The 18790-nt window shown below is 60.1% G+C and carries 17 protein-coding genes; 9 read left to right on the top strand and 8 right to left on the bottom strand.

Features of this window, described 5'->3' with window-relative positions; all coding sequences use genetic code 11:
• Nucleotides 1–80: 80 nt before the first annotated feature.
• The 4 genes from ACMDB8_RS11340 (at nucleotide 81) to ACMDB8_RS11325 (ending at nucleotide 4134) form a co-directional block, all read left to right on the top strand.
• The gene (locus tag ACMDB8_RS11340; RefSeq protein ID WP_056722842.1) at nucleotides 81–746 is read left to right on the top strand and encodes a LuxR C-terminal-related transcriptional regulator; all 666 of its coding nucleotides are present in this window, start codon (nucleotides 81–83) and stop codon (nucleotides 744–746) included.
• Between the two features lie 381 nt (nucleotides 747–1127).
• Nucleotides 1128–1868, top strand: a complete 741-nt coding sequence (locus tag ACMDB8_RS11335) for an AzlC family ABC transporter permease (protein WP_409079467.1) — start codon at nucleotides 1128–1130, stop codon at nucleotides 1866–1868.
• The gene (locus ACMDB8_RS11330) at nucleotides 1865–2191 is read left to right on the top strand and encodes an AzlD domain-containing protein (RefSeq protein WP_056722846.1); all 327 of its coding nucleotides are present in this window, start codon (nucleotides 1865–1867) and stop codon (nucleotides 2189–2191) included. The genes ACMDB8_RS11335 and ACMDB8_RS11330 overlap by 4 nt, the downstream gene beginning before the upstream one ends.
• Nucleotides 2192–2274: 83 nt before the next feature.
• On the top strand, nucleotides 2275–4134 hold the full coding sequence (locus ACMDB8_RS11325) for an ABC transporter ATP-binding protein (RefSeq protein WP_056722851.1): 1860 nt from the start codon (nucleotides 2275–2277) through the stop codon (nucleotides 4132–4134).
• A gap of 212 nt (nucleotides 4135–4346) precedes the next feature.
• On the opposite strand, the gene ACMDB8_RS11320 is transcribed toward ACMDB8_RS11325, so the two are convergent.
• On the bottom strand, nucleotides 4347–5684 hold the full coding sequence (locus ACMDB8_RS11320) for a Wzz/FepE/Etk N-terminal domain-containing protein (protein WP_082562908.1): 1338 nt from the start codon (nucleotides 5682–5684) through the stop codon (nucleotides 4347–4349).
• 276 nt (nucleotides 5685–5960) lie between these two features.
• Between ACMDB8_RS11320 and ACMDB8_RS11315 the strand changes: the two genes are divergently transcribed.
• Entirely contained in the window at nucleotides 5961–6359 is a 399-nt protein-coding gene (locus ACMDB8_RS11315) for a hypothetical protein (RefSeq protein WP_082562911.1), read from the top strand.
• 198 nt (nucleotides 6360–6557) lie between these two features.
• Entirely contained in the window at nucleotides 6558–7730 is a 1173-nt protein-coding gene (locus ACMDB8_RS11310; RefSeq protein ID WP_223541638.1) for a DUF1624 domain-containing protein, read from the top strand.
• A gap of 68 nt (nucleotides 7731–7798) precedes the next feature.
• Here ACMDB8_RS11310 and ACMDB8_RS11305 read toward each other — a convergent pair whose 3' ends face one another.
• The 7 genes from ACMDB8_RS11305 to ACMDB8_RS11275 form a co-directional block, all read right to left on the bottom strand.
• A complete protein-coding gene (locus tag ACMDB8_RS11305; protein WP_056722857.1) occupies nucleotides 7799–9172 on the bottom strand; it encodes an LLM class flavin-dependent oxidoreductase in 1374 nt (457 codons plus the stop codon).
• 34 nt (nucleotides 9173–9206) lie between these two features.
• Entirely contained in the window at nucleotides 9207–10052 is an 846-nt protein-coding gene (locus ACMDB8_RS11300) for an amino acid ABC transporter permease (protein ID WP_056722859.1), read from the bottom strand.
• On the bottom strand, nucleotides 10049–10870 hold the full coding sequence (locus ACMDB8_RS11295) for an ABC transporter substrate-binding protein (RefSeq protein ID WP_409079466.1): 822 nt from the start codon (nucleotides 10868–10870) through the stop codon (nucleotides 10049–10051). Before ACMDB8_RS11295 ends, ACMDB8_RS11300 begins: the two co-directional genes overlap by 4 nt.
• Nucleotides 10871–11059: 189 nt before the next feature.
• Nucleotides 11060–12028 (bottom strand): DHH family phosphoesterase, encoded by a 969-nt coding sequence (locus ACMDB8_RS11290; RefSeq protein ID WP_409079465.1) that lies wholly within the window; start codon nucleotides 12026–12028, stop codon nucleotides 11060–11062.
• Nucleotides 12029–12040: 12 nt separating this feature from the next.
• Nucleotides 12041–12829: an SDR family oxidoreductase gene (locus ACMDB8_RS11285; protein ID WP_409079464.1), complete on the bottom strand. Its 789-nt coding sequence runs from the start codon at nucleotides 12827–12829 to the stop codon at nucleotides 12041–12043.
• 31 nt (nucleotides 12830–12860) lie between these two features.
• Nucleotides 12861–14030, bottom strand: a complete 1170-nt coding sequence (locus ACMDB8_RS11280; protein WP_409079463.1) for a sulfotransferase family protein — start codon at nucleotides 14028–14030, stop codon at nucleotides 12861–12863.
• Entirely contained in the window at nucleotides 14027–15142 is a 1116-nt protein-coding gene (locus ACMDB8_RS11275) for a DUF1214 domain-containing protein (protein WP_409079462.1), read from the bottom strand. The genes ACMDB8_RS11280 and ACMDB8_RS11275 overlap by 4 nt, the downstream gene beginning before the upstream one ends.
• 209 nt (nucleotides 15143–15351) lie before the next feature.
• On the opposite strand from ACMDB8_RS11275, the gene ACMDB8_RS11270 reads away from it, so the two are divergent.
• The 3 genes from ACMDB8_RS11270 to cysN are packed head-to-tail and all read left to right on the top strand — an operon-like array spanning nucleotide 15352 to nucleotide 18723.
• Entirely contained in the window at nucleotides 15352–15822 is a 471-nt protein-coding gene (locus tag ACMDB8_RS11270; protein ID WP_223541643.1) for an SRPBCC domain-containing protein, read from the top strand.
• The gene (cysD, locus tag ACMDB8_RS11265) at nucleotides 15737–16831 is read left to right on the top strand and encodes a sulfate adenylyltransferase subunit CysD (RefSeq protein ID WP_409079461.1); all 1095 of its coding nucleotides are present in this window, start codon (nucleotides 15737–15739) and stop codon (nucleotides 16829–16831) included. The genes ACMDB8_RS11270 and cysD overlap by 86 nt, the downstream gene beginning before the upstream one ends.
• Entirely contained in the window at nucleotides 16831–18723 is a 1893-nt protein-coding gene (cysN, locus tag ACMDB8_RS11260) for a sulfate adenylyltransferase subunit CysN (protein WP_056722883.1), read from the top strand. Before cysD ends, cysN begins: the two co-directional genes overlap by 1 nt.
• The last annotated feature ends 67 nt before the right edge of the window (nucleotides 18724–18790 follow it).

Here is an 18790-nt window from a genome sequence, read left to right as displayed (position 1 = left end):
CGCTATGGAAAAAGCCAGGATCTGCAACGATTGCTATCATGATCAGCTAACACAACCCGCCTAAAGAGGCAGCGAGCCGCATGCCAATTCAAGTCCTGTTAGTCGCTCTACCGCTCGTGGCCTGGGGCCTTGAGCGTCTGGTGGAAAGCGCTCAACCGAAGTTGGCGCTGGCGGGTTCGACGGCGTCAGTGGCGCAATACCTGCTTTCGCTGCACCTGTACACACCAGATGTGGTGGTATTGGACCTGGACAGCGAGGACTGTATCGAGTCGCTGGCCGAACTGCACAGCCGGACCAAAGCCAGGATTCTGGTAGTGACAGGGTCGAGCGACGAGGCACTGCATGACCGTGCGGTGCTGGCGGGCGCACGTGGGGTGGTGGATAAGCGGGAGTCGGCATCCGCCTCAATTTTGCTCAAAGCCATAGAAAAAGTGCATGAAGGCGAACTCTGGATTGACCGCAATGCGACCAGCCGTATCTTCCTTGAACTGGCGCGCAAGAAAGCCGATCGCGATATAGACCCGGAGCAACACAAAATCGCCAGGCTGACACGCCGCGAGCAGCAAACCATTGCATCGCTGGCCAGCGATCCCTCAGCCCCTGGCAAGTTGGTGGCCGAGAAACTGCACATCAGCGAGCACACGCTGCGCAACCATTTGACATCGATCTACAGCAAGCTTGGCCTGACTAACCGCGTAGATCTGTACGCCTACGCACACAAGCATGGGCTTTCCACAGGCGATTGAGGACTCTTGACTGAATGCCTCTTAACCGCGCAGTAATGCGGGCTTTGCGCCGTTGGTATCTGTAGATCGTGGGATTGAAAAGCGAACCACACGTTCCAGTCGACCTGCTCCGACAGCTGTGAAAGCCAAAGCGCTGATAACGCCGGGGAGCAGCACAACGCTTCTGCGGCCCGGGTGAAATCCCGGTACTTGGCGGCAGCAACAAATGACCGCATGGCCTTGAACGATGGCATTTTCATGAGTGCCTGATCAGGCTGGGGAATTCTTGCCATAACAAAAAGTACCTGTTTTCTCAGAAAAAAAGTCGATTCTGCCCATGCTCCTGCGGCGCCTACACTCCACTCCACGAAGCCCTCGCAGCGCCGGTCAAAAGGAAACGAAATGCAGTATCGAACAGGAATGGAAGCTTTCATGCACGGCGTTCGAACGCTCATTCCATTGACTCCCGGAGTGATTCCATTCGGGCTGGTTACCGGAGTGATGGCCATCGAAATGGGAATGTCGCCTGGCATGACGATGGGCATGACGCTGCTGTTTTACTCTGGATCCGCACAGATGGTTGCACTCCAGCTGCTACATAACGGTGTCTTGCCGGTGGCGATTGTGGTTACAGCCTTGATCATCAACTTGCGCTTTATCATGTACAGCGCTTCGTTGGCACCTCGCCTGCATCACCTGCCCCGTCGCTGGACATGGCCAATGTCCTACCTGCTTTCCGATCAGTCTTTCGCGCTCTACAGTCTAAGGTTTTCCTCGGGAGAACCAGATCGATTCGGACATTACTTTTATGCCGGTACTGCTGTGGCCATGTGGCTAACCTGGCAGCTCTCGGTATTGGCCGGGGTCTTTCTGGGCGCAAGTATCCCCGAGTCGTGGTCACTGAGCTTTGCCATTCCCTTGTCTTTTCTGGCGCTTCTCGTTCCCAATCTGCGTAGTGCGGCGAGCCTGGGGGCCGCAGCGGTCGGCGGGTCGATCGCTGTGTTGGCAGTCAATATGCCCTACAACCTTGGATTGGTAATGGCTTCGATAGGTGGAGTCTTTACAGGGTTATTGATCGAGAACATTCGTAGAAGCCCGTTGAACACTATGAGCTCTGACGGCGTCGAGAAGGAGACACGATGAGTGACCTGGCTTTGTGGGGGATGTTTCTGGCAGTAGGCGTGGGAACCTTTGTGATGCGCCTTTCGTTTGTCGAGCTCTATGGTCGATGGCGAATTCCCGACCTGCTGAGTCGAGCCCTGCTCTACGTACCGGCAAGTGTGCTGGCGGCGTTGGTACTCCCCGCCGTGGTGTATCCCAACGGGCACAGTGAATTCGTGCTCGGCAACCCGCAAATCCCCGCCGCCATTGTTGCTGCCTGGGTCGCGTGGAAGACTCGAAATACTGTCCTGACACTGGCGGCAGGCATGGCGGCGCTTTGGGCTTTCAAGTTGATCGGATCATGAAGCGCTGACCCGCCACTCCATATAACTCTCAAAGTAACCTTTAAATGGCAGAATCTCCTTACTTGATCGTTTCGGAGACCAGCATGCTTCGCGCATTTGAACAAAGACTCGACCCCTTCCCGCCCGACGAGATACCACCGCCACCCGAAGGCCTGACTCGGTTCCTTTGGGCGTGCACACGGGGCGCCCGCGGCTATATTCTTGCGTTTGCGCTGCTCAGTGCCGGCGTGTCGATCTACGAAGCCTGGCTGTTTTCCTTCCTCGGCCAGGTCGTGGACCTGCTCTCGACCTGGCAGGCCGGTGGTGATGCGGCTGCGCAGGAGAGTCGCGTGTTGTGGGGCATGGGCATCGTAATGCTTGCCAGCATCGGGCTGGTGGCGCTGCGAACCATGGTTCAGCACCAGATATTGGCGATCAATCTGCCGTTGCGGCTGCGTTGGGACTTCCACCGCCTGATGCTCCGGCAAAGCCTTTCGTTCTTTTCCGATGAGTTCTCCGGACGGGTCACCACCAAGGTGATGCAGACTGCACTGGCCGTGCGCGACGTGCTGTTCACCCTTATCGAGATCGCACCCGGAATCGGGGTGTACTTCATCGCGATCATCGCACTGGCCGGCGGCTTCGCACTGAAACTGATGCTGCCCTTCGTTGCCTGGATCGTGTTGTTCGGGCTGGCCATGCTCTACTTCGTCCCCCGCTTGGGGAAAGTCGGACAGGAACAAGCCCATGCGCGGTCGTCGATGACCGGACGTATCTCAGACGCCTACACCAACATCACGACAGTGAAACTGTTCTCCCACTCCAATCGTGAAGCGCACTTCGCGCGCGCGGCCATGGAGGATTTCAAGCAGACCGGCTTCCGCCAGATGCGCCTGGTCAGCCAATTCGAGATCGTCAACCAAGCGTTGGTGGTGGCTTTGATCATGGCAGCAGGCGGTTATGCGCTTTGGCTGTGGCACCTGGGCGAAGTCGGCACAGGTGCCGTGGCGGCGATTACCGCCATGGCGTTGCGTATCAACGGCATGTCGCACTGGATCATGTGGCAGATGGCCTCGCTGTTCGAAGGCATCGGCACCGTACAGGATGGCATGGCAACCCTTACCCGCGGCCCAAAGGTGCAGGATGCACCAGGCGCGGGAGTCCTGGTGACCTCCGGCGGAGCGGTAACCTTCGACAACGTGAGCTTCAACTACAATGGCGAACGCCAAGTGCTCGATGGCCTGAGCCTGAGCATTCGTCCTGGCGAAAAAATCGGCCTGGTGGGCCGCTCCGGCGCGGGCAAATCCACACTCATCAACTTGCTGCTGCGCTTCTATGACGTCGACAGCGGGCAGATTCGCATTGACGGGCAAGACATTGCGCACGTGACGCAAGACAGCCTGCGCAGCGCCATCGGCATGGTCACCCAGGATACTTCCCTGCTGCACCGTTCCATTGGCGACAACATCGCCTACGGTCGACCCGATGCAAGCGACGCACAAATCCGCAGTGCCGCGGCCAATGCCCAGGCCGATGAGTTCATCAGCCAACTGAGCGACCGGCAAGGGCACACCGGCTACGACACCTTGGTGGGCGAGCGCGGCATCAAGCTTTCGGGCGGCCAGCGCCAGCGCGTCGCCATAGCCCGAGTGATGCTCAAGAACGCCCCGATCCTGCTACTTGACGAAGCGACCAGCGCGCTGGATTCGGAAGTCGAAGTGGCCATTCAGGAAAGCCTCGATGAAATGATGGAGGGAAAAACCGTAATCGCCATCGCCCATCGGTTGTCCACGATTGCGGCAATGGATCGACTTGTTGTCATGGACGATGGACGCATCATCGAACAGGGCACCCACACCGAGTTGCTCGCCAGGAACGGCATCTATGCGCGGCTGTGGCACCATCAGAGTGGCGGGTTCCTGGGTGAAGATCGGGGGATGACCGAGGCTATGGATCAGGTATGAGCGTGAACGGCCGGGGATGATCTCCAAGCGGCAGCTTTGTGTTGTGGATTCAACCGGTCGATGCAAAACAACTGAATTCCGTGCAAGCAGAAGGAGTGTTGCAGATCATTGAGCAGCTGCGACAGACTCACACGACATCACAATGCTTTCACCGCCAAGCCCGAGAGAGCCGCCGCATAACTTCGGAGTTATGCGACATGACTCCTTAATGCTTATTGTATGGTTGATTGCCCTATAAGTACTTTTCCGGTACTCAACTCGTAATGGCTGGCAGAGCGGTTAAGTACTATGCCGCGTATCAGTGCGACGAATATGCCGAGCACACCGCCCCCGAATATCCCGAGAATCAGAATCAGCAACTTATTGGGCTTGATCGGTTGGTTTGGCTTGATAGCCTGCTGATCAACCTTTACCAAAACCAGTTCACTCAGGTCGCGATTGATATGTTCCAGCCGTGTTTTTTCTGCCCTCATATCAACCAGCGTGTTGAGGAATAGATCGTCGTTTTTACGCGATTTAAGTCGTTCAATCTGCCGATTTTGATCCAGAAGCTGAAGCTCTTTTTTGATCTCGGAGATCCGAGGGCTGGCATGGTCATCAGACTTTCGTGCCAACAGGGCATTTCGCTCGGCACCAAGAGCTTCAGTACCCATGAAGTGCAGCGGGAACTGCTCGTTGAAAACTTCCGCACGAAAAACATTGCCCTGACTTACGCCGTTACCTTGCCCCATCGCCGTAGGGGTAGTCGGCTTCACGATCCCCAACTCACGAGCTATGTGAATGGACTCGTTCAGCTGGGTGATACGACTTTCCCGACGGTCGCGCAGCTCTGTACGAACTGCACGCAACTCATCCTGCAGCTGCGCGCGCTTGAGAACGTCACTTTCACTGATTTTAGCAATCGTTGAGTCCTTATCGGCCTCATAACTAGCGCGGGCAATGCCCATCTTGCGTTCCAGGGTGTTGAGACTGTTGTCAATCACACTGTTCAAGTCGTCCTGAATCTGCTTGCGCTCGCTGTTGATGGCTTCTTGCACGATCCCATTAAGAATGAGATGACCTTCGACGGTTTCCGGATAAGTGATTTCCAGTCCGACGAATGTTGTGAGGTTGTCGCCGATCTTAGTACTTGGCTGAATAACCCTGAACGCTTCGCTGTTGAAGCGTTCGAAGGCCTGTTTCAAGTCGCCTGAGTCAATACCGGAGAATTGTTCTTGGTGCTTATCGAAGTAGGATTTATGCACTTCATAGGAGTTAAGTGCAGCACCTACGCGCCTGAGTGATTCCTCGGGATTGAGGGTGTAAACCCCAGTCTGATTGAGTGCGTCAAGGTCTTTAATAGACGGAGGACGAAGAAATGTCTTCGTCCGGTATTGAGGTGTCGCTGTAAAAGCGTAGACCGCTGCCATCGCTGTGACTGCCAAGGCTATGCCTGCGATTAGATACTTTTGACGCCACAGGGTGGTGAATAACTCACCCAAATCAATTGCTTGGGTATTGTACGAAACCGGGATGGGGCGGGATGACGGTAGCGACTCTGCGTGACTCATACAAGCTCCATTGCACAATTTACTCCATTAAAACGGAACTATTCTACACGCCCGATGTCGCGTCCGAGCGTTTATTTGCGCTCAATAACTTTCGAGGATTAATGCCTGGATCCCGCCCCCTTATGCCGTTGGCTATTTAAACAGCGGCCCCCTAGAACTTTTTCCTGTTTATCGGTCTATGTGGATAGGCACATCCACTCGCCAGGCGAGAACCCGCAGGATTCCCGCAGCCGGATGGCCACACGCCCAGAAATCAATCAGAGGTTGTCTTCGCTCATGAAATTCCATGACCCACGGATGGTGCTCTTCGGCCTGTTCGCGTTCGCGGCAGTGGGCTCGGCATCAGCCACACAGATGAAGACCTCAACCCCTGTTTTGGCACCTGAAGTCACGGCAGTTCAGGTTCCCGTCCAGGCAGCTGGCAACCCTTGGCCGACCTTGGCCAGCATGTCCGACAAGCAGACAGGGCCGTTGCTTGCCCATGACGACCGATACTGGCATGACGGCCGTTGGCACTCTCGTAGAGACGATTGGCGCCGGGACGACTGGCATCGAGATAACTGGCGTAGAGAACAAGCTCGCCGGGAAGCCGAACGCCGCCGTGATTGGGAGCGCCACCAGGATCGGGCCATGCGGTACCGTTACGAGGACGATCGCCGCTACTATCGTCGCTAATGCGACGCCCCGCAGGCTAAAAACGTCGATGAGGTACGAGCGATGCGCTTTCGCCCTCCTCGACGTGACGATGACACCGATTTAGCCACCCCATGCGAATGTCCACGAAGCAGGCAAACATGTTATGTTATAACCAATATAAACATGCGCTGCCCGTTGTCACTGGCAGAGCCATCCACTCCCTGCTTGCGATATTCGATGACAACTTCTACCCATGTCCCGCCCATCACAGGCTTGAGCCAACGCCTGCTGTCCATTGATGCCCTGAGGGGATTGGTAATCCTCCTGATGCTGTTGGATCACGTGCGCGAAACGTTCTTTTTGCACCGTCAGGTAACAGACCCGATGGACATCGAATCCACTGAGCCGGCGCTATTTTTCAGCCGCACACTTGCCCATTTGTGTGCGCCGGTTTTCATACTGCTCACCGGGCTTTCCGCTTACCTGTATGGCCAAAAACACCAGGGCAAGGGCGATGTGTCAGCCTTTTTATTCAAGCGCGGTCTGTTCCTTGTGCTGCTTGAGTTCACCCTGGTGAATTTCGCCTGGACTTTTCAGTTCCCGCCTACGGCAATCTACATGCAAGTGATCTGGGCCATTGGCATCTGCATGATTGCCCTGGCCGGACTGGTTTGGTTACCCAGGCCCATGCTGTGCTGCCTGGGCCTGGTGATCGTGGCCGGGCACAACCTGCTGGATAATGTTCACTTCGCGGCAGGCTCGCCCATGCATATACCTTGGGCGATTCTGCATGATCGCGGCTGGATCGATTTCTCCGACAGCTTGCGTCTGCGCACCTCTTATCCGGTGCTTCCCTGGATCGGTGTGATTGCCCTTGGATACAGTATCGGCCCCTGGTTTGCCGGCCAGGTCTTGGCCGCGCAGCGTCAACGTAATCTGCTGCTTGCCGGGGCCGGGGCATTGGTCGGATTTGTCGCGCTGCGAGCCATCAATGGTTATGGCGAGGCGCATTGGGTCGCCCATGAAGGCATCACGCAAACCCTCATGAGCTTCTTCAACATTACAAAATACCCACCTTCCCTGCTGTTTCTTTCACTGACGCTGGGAGTGGGGCTGTTACTGCTACGTGCCCTGGAACGGGCCCGACAACGCAAGTGGGTCAATGCATTGGCCGTCTTTGGTGCGGCGCCGATGTTCTTCTACTTGCTTCACCTTTACGTACTCAAGGCGCTGTATCTGGTCGGCGTGGCGCTGTTCGGATTGAACCAGGGAGTTTTTTTCGGTTTCGACAGCATTTGGGCTGTGTGGCTGACGGCGGTGTTCTTGGCTCTATCCCTGTATTTACCCGTGCGTTGGTTCGCGGCATTGAAGGCACGCCGTCGCGATATCGGATGGCTCAAATACTTCTGAACAGGATATTTGCTCAATGAAGGGGTCCCTGGAGAGCCCCTTTTTCAAGATGTCCCGTCCTGAAACCCTTAATCAAAGCGGAATGAGGCGCCGTAAGCCGAATCCGGTAAATGGCTAGCGCCATCTTCCCGTAACCGCGAACGGAAAGTACCGCTCTGTGGCCGGGTGCGATACAAACCACGCTTTTGCAGTTCAGGAATGATCAGCTCAACGAAGTCCTCAAGGCTGCCCGGGCTGATCAGCGGGTTGAGCATGTAGCCGCTGGTGCCGGAAATACGGGCGTGCTCTTCGATCCGGTCGGCCACTTGTTGCGGCGTTCCCACCAGAATCAGGTCACTGCCCCGGGTGACGTTGGCAAAGCGCTGTTTGACATCGCCGGCGGTCAATGGCTTGCCACTGCCATCGGGACGCATCACATAAGAGGTCATGCCTTCGGTGTGAGTGGACAACGCATCGCTGTCCGCGTAGCGGCTGATGTCGATACCGGTGTCCCCGGCATAACTCACCAGTTGCGCCTGCAAGTGATAGTTGCTTTGCAGCTCGTCATATTTGCGCTGGGCTTCGATCTCGGTCCTGGCCGTGACGATGCGCAGCACCGTCAGCGACTTCACATCCTCGGCGTGACGCCCCCGTGCCCTGGCCTGCGTCCATATATCTTCCAGTCCCTGGCGAATCTCCAGCGGGTTGGACTTGGCGATGAAAATCAGTTCGGCGTGCTTGGCCGCAAACTCGCGACCACGGCCTGACCAACCGGCCTGGATCAGCAAAGGTGTACGTTGCGGTGACGGGGACGTCAAATGCGGCCCGGCCACCCGGTAATGCTCGCCAACATGGTTGATCGGTCGCACGCGATCGCCCCTGGCATAGACCTGGCGAGACTTGTCGGCCACCACGGCATCGGTTGCCCAACTGCCTTCCCAGAGCTTGTAGACCACATCGAGAAATTCATCCGCGCGCTCATAGCGATCATCGTGCCTGATCATCTGCTCCAGGCCGAAGTTGCGAGCGGCGCTGGTCAGGTAGGAGGTGACGATGTTCCACCCGACCCGGCCATTGGTCAGGTGATCCAGCGTGCTGAAGCGCCGGGCATGGGTGAAAGGATGCTCGTAACTGGTAGTGACAGTGACGCCGAAGGCGAGGTTTTCCGTCACGGCGGCCAATGCCGGGATGATCATCAACGGATCGTTGGCCGGTGCTTCCACCGCCCACTTCATGGCCGCGTCGGCATTGCCGCCAAACACATCGTAGAAGCCCAGCACATCACCAAAGAACAGCATGTCGAGATGAGCCTGGTCGGCGATGCGTGCCAGATTCGACCAGTAGCCCAGGGAATTGATGGTCAGTCGTTCATCAGCCGGGTGCGTCCAGAGGCTCGGCGCGCCGCCACAGCCAACACTGGCTTGCTCGTATAACGCAAACAACAGAGGTTTCGGATCGGACATCGTAGTACCTGTAAAAAGTCATTAAACGGACGGGTCAGCGCTGATGCTTGAAACCCTTGCCGTAGTGGCGTTCAAGACGGTTCTGAATCAACTCCAGCCCAATGGACAGGAGCCAATAGATAACGGCTGCGGTGGTGAGCATTTCGATGTAGCGGTAGGACGAGCGACCGTACGACTGCGCCAGGAACATCACTTCCCAGACCCCCATCACCGATATCAACGAAGAGTCCTTGAGCATTGAAATGAACTGGCTGGTTGTCGGGGGAATGATCGTGCGCATGGCTTGCGGCAGGACGACGTGCAGGAATGTTGCCGCCGGCTTCAGCCCCAGGGCCATCGCCGCTTCGCGCTGCCCGGGTGCGACAGCCATGATGCCGGCACGAAAAATCTCGCTGAGGTAGGCACCATAATTGAGCGACAGCGCAATGATCCCCGCGCTGATGGCGCCCGGAACCACACCCAACTGCGGCAGCCCCAGGTAGATCAGCAGGATCTGGATCAGCAGCGGAGTACCGCGAAAAAAGGACGCATAGAAACTGGCAATGCCGAAAGCCACTGCACTGCGAGACAGGCGTGCCAGTGCCGTCACGAAGCCAAGGAGCAATGAAAACCAGATCGAGCAGAAGCACAAGAACAGTGTCAGCGCGGCGCCCTGCAAGAAACCGTCAGGCCCCAAATGCAGGCCGACCAGGTTGGGCAGCTTCTGCACAATGATCGAGAACTTCAGATCGAAGCTCATGAAAAACATGACGCACAGGGCAAACAGCACTGCCCAGGTCAAATACAGGCGAGTGCGAAAACCAGGTAGCGGGCTGAAACGACGCGTCTGGGTCTCGGGGGCGACAGTCGCCTTGGCCGGGTGTGGATTGAGGGCTGTCATTGGCTGATATCGGCACCGATCCACTTCTGTGAAATCTTGCTTAATGTGCCGTCGGCCTTGAGCTGGGTGACGACCTCAGTGACTTTGGCATTCCATTGCGGATCGCCCTTTTCGATCGCTACCACGTTGGGTTCCGCATACAGCGTGTCGCCGGCAATTTTGAAGCGAGGATCCTGGGCGATGCGTTCGCGAGCGGTGATGAGGTTGGTGACCATGGCATCCAGGCGCACGCCCGTACCCAGGGCCAGATCCTGGAAGGCTACCGTTTCGTTGTCGTACGGCGCGACCTGGACGCTTTCGAATGGATAGCTCAACGGCTTGTCCTCGGCGCCCTCGATCACCAGATCCTTGTTCAGATAGGCTTCATAGGTCGACGCACTGATCACACCGACTTTTTTACCTGACAGATCCTTGCCCGTGGCAATGTTCTTGTCTTTGGCATTCACCACGATCACGGCCGGTGACTGGTAATACTCGACCGGGAAGTCGAACACTTCGGCCCGTGCCTTGCTCGGGGTCATCGAGCAGACGCAGATGTCATAGCGTCCGTTCCAGTGTCCGGCAGCGATGACATCCCAGGACGGTGTCTGCAGCTTGAGCTTCACCCCTAACCGTTGCGCAACGGCCTTGGCGACATCCACGTCAAACCCGTCCAGTTGGTTCTGTTCATTGAGAAAGGAAAATGGCGGATAGCTTTCCATCAGAACGCCGGTCAGCTCCCCGCTGCCGGTTACGCGATCCAGGGTGGCGCCCGCGAACGCCGTCGAGCAGGTAGCCAGTAATGCCAAGCCAAAAGGTAAAAGCGCCTTAGTGTTCACAGACAAGTGCTCCAATCGATTCAAAATACTGAATAGATTAAAACGCACTATAAAAATACTTTGTACTTCCTTTATGGAATATAAGACTGCGTTCAAGCTATATTGGATCGAGCGGTTCAGGCGCTTGTATCGCTGACCCTTGGTGGCAAGCAACACCCCGACCGATCCGCTCGGGGCGTTGCTCTTTCTTCAGCGATAGCAATCGAGCAGGCGTGCGGCGACTTCCTTCAATTGCGCGTCGGCCAGACGGTTGATCCCGGCAGCACGCTTGCGCCCTCCCCCCGTTGGAAACTGCCGGCAGAAGGCATCCGCCGCCAGCCCGGCCTCTTCCGGTACCCGCAGGCTGAACGCCCAGTCACCGTCCGCCCTGGCGCTGAGCAAGCCGATCGCCTTGCGCGGTGCACCGGCCGCCAGCTGGTTGGCCAACACGCCACTGACCCTTCGCGCCCAGGGTTGCTCGGGCAGGCGATACAGCCGCGCGCCCCGGCCTTCGTGCCAGGGTTCAAGGCCTGCGGCAGCAGCCATGTCGGCGGCGTGGCCGATGCGCAGGGTGGTGAAGCTTGTGCTGTGGCGGATGAAATCCAGCGGGTCGTGGTAAGGCAGCAGCTCGGCGGCCAGCGCCAGCGGCTCGAAGTGCAGGTCCGACAGACTGTCGCCATAGGCGTTGTAGTTGAGCAGCAGGCCTAGCTCCTCCAGGGCCTGCAACTCATCGTTGGCCAGGCCATGCTGCTTCGCCAGCGCCCGCGCCGGCCCGGCCAGGCCGTCACCAAAGGCGGCGGCCACCGCCCAACGGTGATGACGCCCGTCCAGCCAGGTGTTGACCAGCAGGCTGGTGCACACCTGGGCGACCGTGTCGATGAAGGACTCAAATGCCGGGTGCCGAGGCAGTTCGCCGGCAAAGTGGTGGTCGAAGTAGCGTACCCGGACGCCGGCGTCGAGCAGGCGCCGGGTGGCCTCGCGGTTCTGCTCGTGGGCCACGTCCAGCACCGTGACCCGCTCGCCGGGTCCGGCCTGGACTCGGCGCAACAGTTCGATGTCGCGCTTGACCCCGCTGACCAGGTGCACCTGCGGACCCAGTTCTCCCGCCAGGCGCAACTGCTGCAGGGCGCACAGACCGTCGGCATCGCCGTTGAAGGCGCAGTGATCGATTGTGTTCATCTGCCGTCCTCCTCAGTGCATGACTTCGCCGCCGTTGGCATCGAGCTGCGCGCCATTGATCGCACTGGCGTAGTCCGATGCCAGAAACAACGCAGCGCGGGCGCACTCCTCGTCGCTGCGCATGCGACCGCCAGGGATGCCGGCACTGAACTCGACGCGCACCTGTTCTTCGCTGACACCCCGGGCGGCAGCCGTTTGTCGTACCAGGGCCTGCACCGGCTCGCCCCACATCCAGCCACAGGCCAGGGCGTTGACCCGCAGACCATGGGCCGCCTGCTCACTGGCCAGGTAGCGCACGCTGGCCGCCAGGGCGCTTTTCGACGCGGCATAGGCCGCCCCACCCTGATACGGCTTGCGCACCCCCAAGGTGTTGATCATCACAATCGCCCCCGCACCCTGCGCGCGCATGGGCGCCAGCACCGCGCGGCTCATGTTCAGCGAGCCCAGCAGGTTGACCTCCAGCGCCTCGCGAAGCGGGTCGTTGTCTGCCTCGTCCACCGCCTGGAATCCGCCATGGGAAAAGGCGCTGTTGATCAACGCATCGATACGGCCGAATTGCTCGAGGGTGGCTTCGGCGAAACGCTTGCAGGCCTGCACATCGGTGATGTCGGTGGCCACGCACAGCACTTGGCAATGCCCGGCGACCGCCTTGATGCGTTGTTGCGCCTCAAGCAGGCGGCTCATGTCGCGGGCGCCGATGGCCACGGCCCGCGCCCCTTCCCGTGCGGCCTCCAGGGCCAGTTTGATACCCAGCCCGGGGCCAACGCCCGAGACCATCACGACTTTGTCTTTAAGCAGCATGGGATGAATCCTCTTATTGTTTTGGACAGGCTCAGGCACCCAGATGCCGGGCGCGGTACTCGGCGTAGTCACGTTGCAGCAGCATGTCGCTGAGGCCGAACTGGTCAGGGCTGTAGTGATGGGCAACGCGTTTTTCCCGGCCGTTGGCGGACAACCATTGGTCCATGGCCGCCCGGACCTTTGGCGTGCATTCAAGGCCGGCGAAGCGATAGATGCGTTCGACCACTGCCTGGGGCGCGGCCAGGGTGTCTTCGAACTGCACATCGAGAAAGCGCTCGGCCGGCATGCGTTCGCGCACCGCCATGGCATGGCGCAAGGCCCGCGCCATGCGCCGGTTCCACTGCTCGCCGACGGCGATGGCATCGGCCTGGTCGCTGTACAGCTGCCACAGGGTATGGATGAAGCTGGCCAGCGAGGGAATGGTCCTGGCCGGTTCGCGATGAGTGAGCACCACCTGCGCCCCGGGGAACACGTCGAACAACAACTCCAGGGTATGCAGGTGCTGCGGGCTCTTGAGCAACCAACGCCGGCCGGGGGCGATGCCACGGCGTGCCTGCTGCCATTGCAGGAACTGCAAGGTGCGCTTGAGGTAACGGTAGACTTGGGTCTGGTCCTGACGGTCGAGCCAGGCGGTGTAGCTGGGGACGTTGACGTAGGAGTCCATGGCGCAGAGGAACGAGTGCTCCATCAACATGAACTCTTCGTCGGGCTGCTCGGCGTCCAGTGGGTGGATGGCCAGCAACTGCGGAAGGAACTCGATCATCGCCGCCACTTCAGCGCGCGCCAGGCCCAGGCGCTGCAACGGTTGCTCCAGGGTCTCCCCGCTCAGTGGTGCCGGGTAGCGGGTTTCCCACCACTGTGCCTTGCTGAACTGCGGGTCCACCGCCAGGGTGCGTTGCAGCAATGTGGTGCCGGTGCGTGGCAGGCCGACGATCACCAACGGATCGTTGATTTGCAGTTCGAGGATTTCCGGGAAGCGTCGACAATGGTCTTCGATCACCAGACGGTTCACCAGTTGCGCCAGCAGTTTCTCGCGCAACAGTGCACGCCCCCGGGACGACAACCGTGCTTCTTTTTCCAGAGCGTCAGCCAGCACCACCAGGCCCTGGCGAAAATCACCCGGGCCGAAATCCTCAAGGCCACCTGCGCGAGCGCTGGCTTCGGCCAGCAGCAGCTCCGGAGAAAAATCGTTGCCGCTCATAGTGCCAGCTCCTTGAGGTCATTGAGTTTGACCACGCGGGTGGTCGGGTGAACCGGTTGCGTGGCGCCGACCCAGCGCAGGCACAGGGTGCCGTGGGGATGGCCGGCGGTTTCCAGCCAGTTGGCCAGGCCCGGGTCACGGTGGCTGAGGACCATGCGCAGGCTGCCGTCCGCCGCAAGCTGTGCCGAGTGCTTGTTCAGGCAGATGCGGTGGTAGCGGTAGTCGAGCGACTCCATCCAGTAGTTGTTGATCTGCAGGTTCCAGAAGTCGCAGGCCGGCACCTGGTCGACCTCGATCAGCAGCGCTTCGTCGTCGGCCAGCGCCCAGCAGGAGTGGTAATAGAAGATGTTGGGGTCGCCGCCCACGGCCTGGCACAGCGCCTGGTCGGCGGGCGGCAACCGGTTGCTGTGCTGCTGGTAACCCTGGGCCCAGTCGGCGAACAGGCGCGCGGTGTTCTCGACGAAACTGCCGACCCGCTGCAGGCTTAGCTGCAGGCCCGCGGCATCCAGCGGCGCGGGTGCCTGGCTGGCCTGCAGGCGTTCGATACGCAGTTGCGCCGGCTGCTCGCTGCTGCGATCGAGAAAGGTCTGGCGCACGATCAGCGCATTGCTCTGCGGCTCAAGGGGCAGCCAGTTGCCGCTGGCCGGCGGGCGCTGGCTGAGGATGATTTCGAAATTGCCCTCGGCATCCAGTTGCAGTTGCCCGGCGTCGATAAAGCCGGTCTGGATCATCTTGCCGTCCGTCTCGTAACCGCCCTTCTGCGAACCGAAGCTCAGGTAGGCGACACTGCCGCGCTGGCCGCTGACCCGGTATTCGTGCTCGCCGTTCAGGCGCGCATAGCGGTACAGGTTGTCGGGGTTGTCGGCGCCGATCTTGGCGGTTTCATGGGAAGGGGTGATGAACCCGGGGAAGTCGGGGTCGGCGAATTCCAGGTGCATCTCCAGGGCGATGCGCAGCAAGCGGGTGAGGTAGCGAAAGCCTTCGGCGCGGGTCTGCTCGTCGGCCGGGGCTTCGGCACGCAGTATCTGTTCGCCACTGCGGCGCAACTGCTCGCAAAACCGGGTCCAGGTCTCACCGCTGATGACCTCCTGTTGGGGGGTGTCTGTAGCCATGTCAGTCTCCTCTGCCGGCGGAGGGCCCGCCGCTGTAGACGACCTTAGGGAGAAGCGCGGCAACGGTTCTTCGTCCATGCGGACTAAACGCCCGATCTAGTCCGGGCGGACGAGGAGCCGACGGGTACAAGCGGTGAGGATCGCGCCTGAGCCCAGGGCTCACTGGCGCCACCGTCCGTGGCGCGCAGTCATCCTCACAGGAGCCACCCATGAGCGCAGAAAAAAACCTGGTCCGTTCGCTGACCGTGGACATCGCCGCCCCGGCCGAACTGGTCTGGGCAATCCTCATCGACCTGCCCGCCTACCCGCAGTGGAACCCCTACACGGTCAAGGTCGAGTCGAGCCTGGTGCTCGGCGAGCCGGTCAACCTGTTCCTGCCCAATCCGGGGCGCCCGGGTGAACTGCTGCACGTGATCGAGTACCTGGCGGACTTCGAGCCCCACCGGCTGCTCGCCTGGGAGATGTATGCCAACGCCGGCAATCCCGACGCGGCCCGTCGCGAGCAACACATCGAGCACACCGGCGCGGCCAGTTGCCGCTACCACACCACCGACCAGTTCCTCGGCGCCACCGCCGACCAGGTCATGACCGACCATGGCGCTTGGGTCAAGCAAGGGTTCGATGCCGTTGCCCATGCCCTCAAGGTCCGTGCCGAGACGCTGTACGCGTCCGTCGCGTGATCTTCAACCGCCGGCGCTTCTTCGTCCGAGCAGACGAAGAGGCACCGGCGGTGCTTTACCTACCGTGGTGTTCAGCCGGCACCCATCCCGGCAGAACACGAGGAGGTATCCGATGTTGACTCATCTGCAATGGCTGGAAGCGGAAAGCATCCAGATCATCCGCGAAGTGGTGGCCGAGTGTGAGAACCCGGTGATGCTCTACTCCATCGGCAAGGACAGCGCGGTCATGCTGCACCTGACGATGAAAGCCTTCGCCCCGGGCAAGCCGCCCTTCCCCCTGCTGCACGTGGACACCACCTGGAAGTTTCGCGAAATGATCGCCTTTCGCGACCAGACCGCCGAACGCCTGGGCCTGGAACTGCTGGTGCACATCAACCCCGAAGGCGTGGAAAAGGCCATCGATCCCTTCATCCACGGCTCGGCCGTGCACACCGATGTGTGGAAGACCCAGGGCCTGAAGCAGGCCCTGGACCACTACGGTTTCGATGCCGCGTTCGGCGGTGCCCGGCGCGACGAAGAAAAGTCGCGGGCCAAGGAGCGGGTGTTTTCCCTGCGCTCCGAGCAGCACCGCTGGGACCCCAAGCAGCAACGCCCGGAGCTCTGGCGCCTGTACAACACCCGCAAGCGCAAAGGTGAAAGCCTGCGGGTGTTCCCCCTGTCGAACTGGACCGAGCTGGATATCTGGCAATACATCTACCTGGAACAGATCCCCATCGTGCCTTTGTACTTCGCCAAGGAGCGCCCGGTGGTGCGCCGTGACGGCACGCTGATCATGGTCGACGACGAGCGCTTGCCGCTGCTGCCGGGAGAAACCCCGGAACTGCGCAAGGTGCGCTTCCGCACCCTGGGCTGCTACCCGTTGACCGGCGCCATCGACAGTGACGCCGACAACCTGCCGGCGATCATCAGCGAAATGCTGGTCAGCCGCACCTCGGAACGCCAGGGCCGCCTGATCGACAGCGATTCGGCGGGCTCCATGGAGAAGAAGAAACAAGAGGGGTATTTCTGATGAACGCGATCACCGATGCACGCAATGGCGACCTGACGCCCTACCTGCAACAACAGCAGAACAAGCAACTGCTGCGCTTCATCACCTGTGGCAGTGTCGACGACGGCAAGAGCACCCTGATCGGCCGCCTGCTGTATGAATCCAAGGTGCTGTTCGAGGACCAGTTGGGCCAGCTCGAAGCCGACTCGAAAAAGCTCGGTACCCAGGGTGACGAACTGGATTTCGCCCTGCTGGTGGACGGCCTGAGCGCCGAGCGCGAGCAAGGCATCACCATCGATGTGGCTTACCGTTTTTTTGCCACCGACAAGCGCAAGTTCATCGTCGCCGACACACCCGGCCACGAACAGTACACCCGCAACATGGTCACCGGCGCGTCCACCGCCGACCTGGCGGTGATCCTCATCGACGCCCGCCAGGGCTTGCTGACCCAGACCCGCCGACACAGTTACCTGGTGTCGCTGCTGGGTATTCGCAAGGTGGTGGTGGCGATCAACAAGCTCGACTTGGTGGACTATTCCCAGGCATTGTTCGAGCGCATCGAAGCCGAGTATCGCGCCTTCGCCGCGCAGATCGGCCTGCTGGATATCCAGTGCATCCCGCTGTCGGCACTGCGCGGTGACAACATGCTCCAGGCCAGCCCCAACACGCCCTGGTACCAGGGCCCGAGTCTGCTCGCCTACCTTGAAGACGTACCGCTGGAGCAGGACCGGCAGAGCAATGCGGCGTTCCGTTTGCCGGTGCAGTGGGTGAACCGGCCGAACCTGGATTTTCGTGGCTATTGCGGCAACGTCGTGGCCGGCAGCGTGAGCGTCGGCGAGCGTATCCGCGTGCTGCCCTCGGGCCAGCAGAGCGAGATCACCGGTATCCTGGGCAGCGCCGGGGAGCAGCAGCAAGCCCTGTGCGGCCAGGCCGTGACCCTGACCCTCAAGGACGAGATCGACATCAGCCGCGGCGATGTGATCGCCCTGGCCGACGCCCCGCCGGCGGTGGCCGACCAGTTCGAAGCGACCCTGGTCTGGATGGACGAACAGCCCCTGTTGCCGGGCCGCCCGTACCTGATGAAAATCGGTTACCGCACCGTTGGCATGAGCTGCGCCAACCTCAAGCACCGGGTCGATGTGAACAGCCTCGAGCATCTGGCGGCCAAGACCCTGGAACTGAATGGCATTGGCGTGTGCAACCTGCACCTGGACCGGCCGATCGCCTTCGATGCCTATGCCGACAACCGCGACACCGGAGGCTTTATCGTCATCGACCGCCTGAGTAATCGCACGGTCGGCGCCGGCATGCTGCACTTCGCCTTGCGCCGTGCGCAGAACGTGCACTGGCAGGCCATCGACGTCAACCGCGAGGCCCACGCCGCGCTCAAGGGCCAATCGCCGCGAGTGCTGTGGTTTACCGGTTTGTCCGGCGCGGGCAAGTCGACCATCGCCAACCTGGTCGAACGCAAGCTGCATGCCCTGGGCCGGCACACCTACCTGCTCGACGGTGATAACGTGCGCCACGGTCTGAACCGCGACCTGGGTTTTACCGAAGCCGACCGGGTGGAAAACATCCGACGGGTTTCGGAGGTGGCCAGGCTGATGCTCGATGCCGGGCTGATCACCCTGGTCTCGTTCATCTCGCCGTTCCGTGCCGAGCGTGACATGGCCCGCAGTCTGGCAGGCGACGGCAACTTCCTCGAGATCTTCATCGATGCGCCGCTGGCCCTGGCCGAGCAGCGCGACCCCAAGGGCCTGTACCTCAAGGCCCGGCGCGGTGAGCTGAAAAACTTCACTGGCATCGACTCACCCTACGAGCCGCCGGTGGCGCCGGACATCCACATCGACACCCAGTTCGAGTCCGCCGAGGCCGCCGCCGAACGCATCGTCGAAGCCCTGCTGGCGCTGTAACGGCTGCCGGGCGCAGCCTGCCCCTTGGGCATGCGCTGCGCCCCTAGGCCAAACGGACGATTTTGCT

Source organism: Pseudomonas monachiensis (assembly GCF_047345015.1).
Classification (GTDB): domain Bacteria; phylum Pseudomonadota; class Gammaproteobacteria; order Pseudomonadales; family Pseudomonadaceae; genus Aquipseudomonas; species Aquipseudomonas monachiensis.
The sequence above is the reverse complement of the archived record's forward strand: the minus strand, read 5'-3'. Positions and strand labels throughout refer to the sequence as shown.